The sequence below is a fragment of the Micromonospora sp. SL4-19 genome, from assembly GCF_047921475.1.
Taxonomy (GTDB): domain Bacteria; phylum Actinomycetota; class Actinomycetes; order Mycobacteriales; family Micromonosporaceae; genus Micromonospora.
This window is the reverse complement of record NZ_JBLROB010000031.1, coordinates 65,711-73,152: the sequence shown is the minus strand read 5'-3', so window position 1 is coordinate 73,152 and position 7,442 is coordinate 65,711. Positions and strand designations below refer to the sequence as shown.

General features: G+C 69.9%; 5 protein-coding genes. All 5 read right to left on the bottom strand.

What is annotated here, in order from left to right; translation table 11 throughout:
- Nucleotides 1-191: 191 nt before the first annotated feature.
- The 5 genes from ACNAVT_RS26785 to ACNAVT_RS26765 all read right to left on the bottom strand — a co-directional run bounded on the left by ACNAVT_RS26785 (nucleotide 192) and on the right by ACNAVT_RS26765 (nucleotide 7,156).
- Nucleotides 192-1,883 (bottom strand): hypothetical protein, encoded by a 1,692-nt coding sequence (locus tag ACNAVT_RS26785; protein WP_416300160.1) that lies wholly within the window; start codon nucleotides 1,881-1,883, stop codon nucleotides 192-194.
- Nucleotides 1,884-2,072: 189 nt separating this feature from the next.
- Nucleotides 2,073-2,540, bottom strand: coding sequence for a hypothetical protein (locus ACNAVT_RS26780; protein WP_416300159.1), 468 nt, complete (start codon nucleotides 2,538-2,540; stop codon nucleotides 2,073-2,075).
- Between the two features lie 87 nt (nucleotides 2,541-2,627).
- Nucleotides 2,628-5,294 (bottom strand): glycosyl hydrolase, encoded by a 2,667-nt coding sequence (locus ACNAVT_RS26775; protein ID WP_416300157.1) that lies wholly within the window; start codon nucleotides 5,292-5,294, stop codon nucleotides 2,628-2,630.
- Nucleotides 5,295-5,591: 297 nt separating this feature from the next.
- Entirely contained in the window at nucleotides 5,592-5,855 is a 264-nt protein-coding gene (locus ACNAVT_RS26770) for a type B 50S ribosomal protein L31 (protein ID WP_416300155.1), read from the bottom strand.
- Nucleotides 5,852-7,156, bottom strand: a complete 1,305-nt coding sequence (locus ACNAVT_RS26765) for a CobW family GTP-binding protein (protein WP_416300153.1) — start codon at nucleotides 7,154-7,156, stop codon at nucleotides 5,852-5,854. The genes ACNAVT_RS26770 and ACNAVT_RS26765 overlap by 4 nt, the downstream gene beginning before the upstream one ends.
- Nucleotides 7,157-7,442: the final 286 nt, after the last annotated feature.

Below are 7,442 nucleotides of genomic sequence, written 5' to 3'. Positions count from 1 at the left end.
CCAGGCCACAGGATTGGCACCGCCACGGCAAGGCCGCAAGGTTTTATGGCCGAAGCCCGGGGAGCCCGGGGCGCCGGCGGTGCGGGAGCCCATTGGGCTTTCTGTGCCGCTGTCGCCGTCTACTTGCCGGCCGGGCAGCCTTTCAGGGCATTGGGCGGGCGGCCAGCTGGCCGCCCGCCCAATGGTGTTGGTCAGCAGTGCGGTAGGCGGAAGCTGGCGATGCGGGTCTGCCAGCCGTTGCCGTTGGGTGCCTGGGCTGCGCCGGCCTGGGTGTAGTACTCGTTGACGTACCAGAAGGTGCAGTCGTCAACGGGGTCGACGGTCATGGAACTGTAGTCGCCCCATCGGGAGTTGAGGCTGGTCTGCGCGGCGGTGCCGTTGACGATGGTCCCCTCGCCGAGGGTGAGCTGCCCGGGCCGGTCGCCGGCGAGGCGGCCGGTGTAGCGGATGCCGGGGTAAACGTCGGTGCCGTTGACTACGCTGTAGCCGAGGGCGATGTTGCCCTTGCGGTCCTGCGCGATGCTGCCCATCCACCGGTTGACCGTGTCGTTGGGCGCGAAGGTGCCTTCCTGGTGGATGGTGTAGTTGCCGCGCTTGTCGCGGCGCAGCTCCCACCAGCGGATGCCGGCCTGTCCGGGCAGCGCCTCGACGGACTGGTTGGTGACCATGGACTCGTAGGAGCCGAACGTGCGGTAGGCCAGTCGCCAGGTGGGCCGTTGCCGGTAGGAGAGTATGTCGAGGTACTGGTCGGGGTTGGTGATGCCGGGCTGGGGCAGGCAGTCGCGGGCGGTGGGCTGGCAGGGGAAGACGGAGTCGAACTGTGCGGTCGGCAGTTGGGTCTTGAGCCCGATGGAGGCGCTGGGGGCGGCGTTCCAGGTGACGGCGAACTCCCAGACGTTGACGGCGTCGAAGGTGGCGCCGTAGTCGGCGTCGTCGTCCTGGGTGCCGACGATCGGCGCGGGGGTGCCGGCCGGGGGTGCCTTGGGTCCGTCGACGTCGGCGGGGAGCAGGCCGTCGCCGATGAGGTTGAGCGGAACCTTGCCCTCCTGGAGCAGGAAGCTCACCGCCCGGGCGTTCGGGTCGCCGGCGAGCATCCGGTTCCGCTCGAGTCCGTAGACGCCGATGCCGTAGATCGACTCGTCGATGGTGCCGAACTCGCGGGTGGTGATCAGGTAGGAGTCGCCCCAGATCCCGTACTTCGGGTAGTCGGGGAAGTTGTAGCCGGTGTTGAAGGCGTACCGGTAGTAGGAGCCGGTCGGGTCGCCGGTGGTGGAGATGGCGATGCAGTTGTAGAAGAGGTTGGCTGGCTCGTTCGGGTAGTCCGAGCCGCGGGTGGTGAACTGGGTGAGGATCCACCGGTCGGCCCGCTGGTCGTAGAGGACGACCGGGTCGCCGGAGTTCTCGGTGCACTCGTCGACCGGGAAGCCGGCCCACAGGTCCCCGACCGCGAGGGGACCGAGCAGCAGGCGGCCGGTCTTGGAGTAGACGCCGAAGACGAGGTTGACCATCTCGACGTAATGGTTCGGGCCGACGTCACCGGCTGGATCGGGCGGGTTGACCCGGCCGCCGAGAACGTTGAAGTTGTCCTGGTTGCTCAGGCCCTCGAAGTTCGCGATGGTGCCACCGATCGTGCTTGGCGGCTTCTTGGCCTGGACCGCCTTGTCGGGGGAGTGGCCGCGGTCGTTCAGTCGCGGGCCGCGTTCCTCGGGCAACTGTGGCGGCGTGGTCGCCAGCGAGCGCCGGGCGGTGCGAGCGACGTCGCGCAGGGGTGCGGTGACGTCGAAGGCGGCGGGCTTGCTGAAGGTCGCCTTGCCAGCCGCGGGCGCCGGGTCCGGTTGCGCCTGGGCGGTGTGGGTGGGCGTTAGCAGGCTGGCCAGGAGCACGCCGACTCCCAGGGCTGCGAGGCGTCGGATTCGTCGTCGTTGACTTCCGTCGATCACGTAGTCCTCCCATTGATCCACTTTGGTAGATCTTTTGGGGAACCCTATGGGGTGATCGTCGCCATTTCACGGCGGGGATCGCGCCTGAAGCTTGGTGCGGGAAGTGACATTCCGGCCGGTGACCTAGGGTGATCAGCGCGCGCGGTATACCGACAGGGCGTGATCGGCTGGGCAGCCGGCGGGACGCCGGGCGGCGATCCCGGTGACGGTTGCCGTGCTGCCGGCGCGCAGCGCCTGCGCCCGCCGCCCGAGCAGTGCCCAGGTGGCGTCGTCGGTGCGCAGCACGATCCAGTCGCCGGTCTGTTCCACGGTGCCGGTGATGGTTCGGCGTCCGGGGACCAGGTCACCGGTCCGGTCGTCGGGAGGCGGGTTCGTCGGGCTGGCCTTCCTCGTGCGGCCCGGCCGGGAAGTCTCGCTGCTCGGGGTCGACGGTTGGCTCGTCGACGGGGCTTGCGGGGCGCTCGTTGTGATGGTTGCGCTCGGGGAGGTGCCCGTGGCCGACGCCTCCCCGCTGCCGCCGGTGCGGTCGTCGGTGCAGCCGGCGACGGTGAGCGCGGTGGCCGCGACGGCCGCGGTAAGCAGGGCCTGCACGCGGGTCATGGTGTTTCGACGGTACGCCTGCAGGAGTGGTTCCGGGCGGGGACAGGCCCGCCCGACCGGGTCGGGCGGGCCTGTCCGGTGGCGTCGTTACAGCGACTTCAGCGGGGTCTTCCAGATGCCGCGTCCGTGGGTGGCGGCGTAGAGGTTGCCGTCGCCGCTGATGTGCAGGTCGAACACGGCGGTCAGCGGCAGGGCGTACTTGGAGGTGCCGGAGTTCGCGCCGATGCGCCGCCAGGTGATGCGGTCGGGGGTGGCGCGTCGGTCGGCGACGAGGACGCCGAGGTCGGTGCCGACGACGAGCTTGTCGCCGACCACGACCACGTCCGTTGCGGGCACGTCCGGGAACCCGACGGAAAGGTCGGTCCAGGCGACCGAGACACCGGTGGCGGTCTTGGTGAGCTGGCCCCGGTAGACGTGCTTGACGCCTGCGCCCGGTCCTTCGATGAAGCGCCGGTTGAAGCCGTTGAACACCAGGTAGATGGTGGAGTTGGTGGGGTCGTTCGGGTCGAAGGTCACCGCGTTGGGGTAGCGGTTGGGCAGGCCGGTCATGTCCAGTTCGGTCCAGCTGCCGCCCCAGTTGGTGGCTACGCCGCGGGTGAAGCCGGCGCTGTTGCAGTTGGACTGGCCGCACCAGGAGGCGAGGTAGGTGTCCTTGGACGGGTCGGCCGGGGCGGCGGGGTCGGCGACGGCGTCCATGCCGACGATGAGCCGGGCGCCGGTGCTGTCCAGCGTGTGGAGCTGCTGCCAGCCGTTGGCGTCGTCGGCGGCGGCTTCGGCCGGGGTGTAGGCGAAGGCGAGGTCGTGCCGCCAGAAGGAGTTGCCGCCAGCCACCCATCGCTCGTTCGCCCCGTCGCGGATGTTCTTTGAGCCGCGGATGGCGCGGAACGGCGCGGTGAAGCGGGCGTTGATGTCCGGCACGGTGACGTCGAAGATGGCGCTGGTGGAGCCGTTGCTCTGACCGCAGTTGGTGGTCATCCATAGCGCGAGGTAGACGTACTCGTCGAGGATCTGGCAGCTGTTGCGTGGGTTGACGATGATGTCACCGCCGTCGCCGCCGAACGGGCTGACCATCTTGCGGGCCCCACCGCGCAGCAGCGAGCCGCCGTTGTCCTGTAGGCCGCCTGCCACGGCCCAGCCGCGACCGTTGGGGTCACGTCCGGTGCCGACGGAGTAGTACTGCAGGGTACGCAGGGTGGCGTTGTGGTTGGTCCAGTCGGTGGCGTGGCCGTACGCGTCCTCCTTGCTGGCTGCCGGTGCCAGGGGGCGGGAGTAGACGCCGCCGTCGTTGCCGACGATGACGGTGCCGCCGGAGATCGCGATGGAGTGCTGGTCGGAGTGGGTGGTGGACGGGCAACCGCCCGACGGGATCGACGGGTCGAAGCAGGGGAACCCGAAGTTCCAGTACGGGCCGATCGTCTTCCACGTCGCGCCGGCGTCCTCGGTCTCGTAGACCTCTTCCAGCCCCACGTAGACGTGCCGGGGGTTGGTCGGGTCGACCTCGATGAAGTTGTTGTACCAGGCCTGCACACCCACCGGGTAGTCCATGAAGGCGCCGATCGCCGATCCGGAGTTCTCCAGCTTGACCGAGTCGGCGACGCGGGTCCACGGACCGAGGACACCGTTGGTGGAGTGGTAGACGCCGGCCAACGCGCTGCCGCCGGCGGCGAGCCCGGCCGGGCTCGACTGCACCACGTAGAGGTGCTTGCCGTCGGCCGACGTGGCGAACTCGGCGTTGCCGACGTCGGCGTTATTGATGTCGCCGGTCAGGGTGACCCGGGTGAAGCTGCCCGGCTGGCCGCCACTGGTGGACAGGTAGTAGCCGTTGTAGGCGGCGCCCGAGCGCCATGCGGCGTTGGCCAGCACGGTCTTGCCGTGCGTGCCGGGCTGGATGAGTACGTCGTTGATGATGTTGTCGTACGGCTTGGTGATGTCCGTGTCGGAGGCGGGGTTGGGCAGGAACAGCAGCTGCCACCGTTCGCTGTGCCGCTTCGGGTCGGTCGAGTGCCGCCACAGGCCTCGGCTGGTCGCCGCGTACACCCATCCGGCGCCGTCGAACTTCAGCTGGTTGATGCTGCGTGACTCCAGCTCGTCCCCGCCGACCCGGTCTGCCTGCGAGAAGCCGCGTGCGGTGCTGGCCTTGCGCAGCCGGTACACCCCGGCGCCGGCGTAGCTGGTGGCGCCGGTGTTCGCCTCACCCGTCGCGTACCACAGGCTGTCCGCCTTGTCGTCGTAGACGAGGTCGCCGGTGGAGAGGGCGAGGATGCCGTCGGAGATCGGCTCCCAACTTGCGCCCTTGCCGAGCTTCTTGCGGAACACGCCCCCGTTCGCCCCACCGGCGAACATCCGGCCATTACCGGCCGCCAGGCCGGTGACCCGGCCCGCCACCAGTCCCGCGCCGCCGCCGGAGTTGGAGAACTCCGGGTCCCGGTAGTTCGGGTCGTCGGCGTCGTACGCCTTGTCGGTCACCTCGTACCAGCGCGAGTCCGTGCCGCGCAGGCCCTTCAGGTCCGCCAGGGCGTCGCTGTACTCGCCCGCCGCCACCGACCCGTACGGCGCCATCCGCGCCGCCGCCTCCTGGGAGGCGAAGGTCTTGATTCCCGCCTGACCGGCGTGCACCCCGGCCACCGGCTTCGGTCGCTTGACCGGCCGATCGTCCGCGTACGCCGGTGCGGCCGCCACCACCGTGACCAGCGCCGCGACCCCGGCGACCGCGGCGCGTCTGGCACCACCCCGCCGACCTTGCCCAATGATCATGTCTGATCCTTCCGGATGGGTAACCGACGCCGTTGCTGGCGCCGGTCCATCCAGGACGGTAGTCATTGATCTTCATCGAGTAAAAGCCCCGCCGGTCGTGAACCTCCGCCGAGGCCAGCGGGCAAGAGCACCCGGGCGGTCACGACATTGATCTGTTCGGCCCACCGTCCCTCGGTCATCCTGCCGTCCGCCGATCCCAGTCGTCGCCGTGAAGCTGTCGGTTGACGCCGCGGCGACAGTGCCCCTGGGCGGGGCCGTCCGAGCGCGCCGGCGGAGCGAGGCAGGCGAAAGCGGCGTTCAGCGTGGTCGCTGCCGACCGTGGCGGGCGTACTTGGCGCGGAACTTCTCCACCCGGCCCTCGGTGTCGAGCAGGCGTTGCTTGCCGGTCCAGAAGGGGTGGCTGGCGGAGGAGATCTGCACGTCGATGACGGGGTAGGTGTTGCCGTCGGTCCACTCGATCGTCTGGTCGCTGGTGGCGGTGGAGCGGGTGAGGAAGGCGAAGTCGGCGGCGCGGTCGCGGTAGACGACGGGCTTGTAGCTGGGGTGGATGTCGGGCTTCATGCGGGTTTTCCTTTCGTGTCGGTGTCGGTGTCGGTGTCGGTGGGGTCGAGGTCGGCGAGCGGGAAGCAGCCGGTGAACGGGTCGTCGTAGCGGCGCCAGGTGTCCTCGCCGTCGGCGAGTTCGGCGTCGGTGAGCAGGCAGCTGGTGAGGGTGCGGTGCAGGGCGGCGGGGTCGAGGTCGAGGCCGATGAAGACGAGGTGCTGGTGCCGGTCGCCGTAGTAGGGGTCCCAGTCGAGGGCGGCGGCGAGCCGGCGGTGGTCGGTCGCCTCGTCCCAGTGCGGGTCGGGGAGGGCGGCCAGCCAGCGGCCGAGGGAGCCGAAGCTAAGGCCGCCGCCGGCGAAGTCCCAGGCGATGACGGTGTCCGGTTGGCTGGCTAGCCACAGGTGCCCCCGGGACCGGATCACCTCGTCGTTGACCTCCTCGAGGACGTCGTGCAGCCGTCGTGGATGAAAGGGGCGGCGGGCGCGGAAGACCACGGACACCACTCCGCAGTCGGGGTGCGGATCGTGCCGGCCGAGGTTGTAGCCCGCCAACCCGCGGGTCAGGACGCCGGGGGTCTCGGGGCGGTGCCGGCGGGTGCCGCGCAGCTGGCGGGTCAGCGCGGCGGCGTCGATGACGTCACCGTCGACCCGCACCTGTGTTGCCCACGGCACCATGCGCTCCAGCAGCACCGACAGCCGGCTGGTGTCGTATGCGCCATCCCGGGATTGTCCCCACAGGACGAGGGTGTCGGCGTACTCGATCTGGCGGACGATGACGTCGGCGAGCCCGCGGTCGTCGTTGTCGGCGGCGTGGATGCCGAGGGTCTTGAGGTCGTCGGTGCTGGCCAGCCCATCGAGCAGGTGCTCGGCGTCGACGACGGTGACGTACGAGTCGACGTGCAGCAGGTCGGTGATCGGCGCGCCGTCGACCAGGCAGTGCGCGCAGACGGCGGCGACGGCTTCCGGCTCGACCACCTCCGGCAGCATCAGCACCAGGTCGCGGTGCGGGTGGGCGCGCGCCAGCCGGGCGAGGGTCGGCAGCACGTCCTCGCGCAGGGTGCAGGAGACACAGCCATGTGCGAGCGTGATGCGCTCGTCCTCGAGTATTCCCTCGCTGTCGCGCACGATGCGGTGGACGGTGCCGGTGCCGAGGCCGGCGAGGTCGTGCCGGATCAGCAGCAACGACGGGTCCGCCGCGAGGAGGCTGCGGGCTACGGCGTACGTGGCGGACGGCCAGAAGCCACTGAGCACGGTCAACGACGGTCGGGCGTCGGACGCCGGAACTCCGGCGTCGGCCGGTGCGAGCGGGGACGTCGACATCACAGTCCTCTCGACTTAGTTGAAAACGATTGTCATTATAGACACGTGGTCAACAGCGAGTGGCGCGCGAGGTCTTCTCGCATGAAAGTGCCGGGGTGGCCCGGCGACGCGGGCCGCGTTGGTGGGCGCGGGTGCGGATGCCATTTCCCCCGGCCTCTGGTCGACACCGACGTGGCCCGCCTGCTGCGGCTGCTGCGCCGACTCGCCTTCCGGGTCCGCGGCACCGCCGGCCTCCGCTCTCGGGCCACTGCCCTGAAAGTCCTGGGGTTTTCGCGCGAGCGCAGTT

Excerpts from the sequence above, each read along its gene's own strand:
- ACNAVT_RS26780 (WP_416300159.1), bottom strand. The coding sequence starts at position 2,540 with ATGACCCGCGTGCAGGCCCTGCTTACCGCGGCCGTCGCGGCCACCGCG.
- ACNAVT_RS26775 (WP_416300157.1), bottom strand. The coding sequence starts at position 5,294 with ATGATCATTGGGCAAGGTCGGCGGGGTGGTGCCAGACGCGCCGCGGTC.
- ACNAVT_RS26770 (WP_416300155.1), bottom strand. The coding sequence starts at position 5,855 with ATGAAGCCCGACATCCACCCCAGCTACAAGCCCGTCGTCTACCGCGAC.
- ACNAVT_RS26765 (WP_416300153.1), bottom strand. The coding sequence starts at position 7,156 with ATGTCGACGTCCCCGCTCGCACCGGCCGACGCCGGAGTTCCGGCGTCC.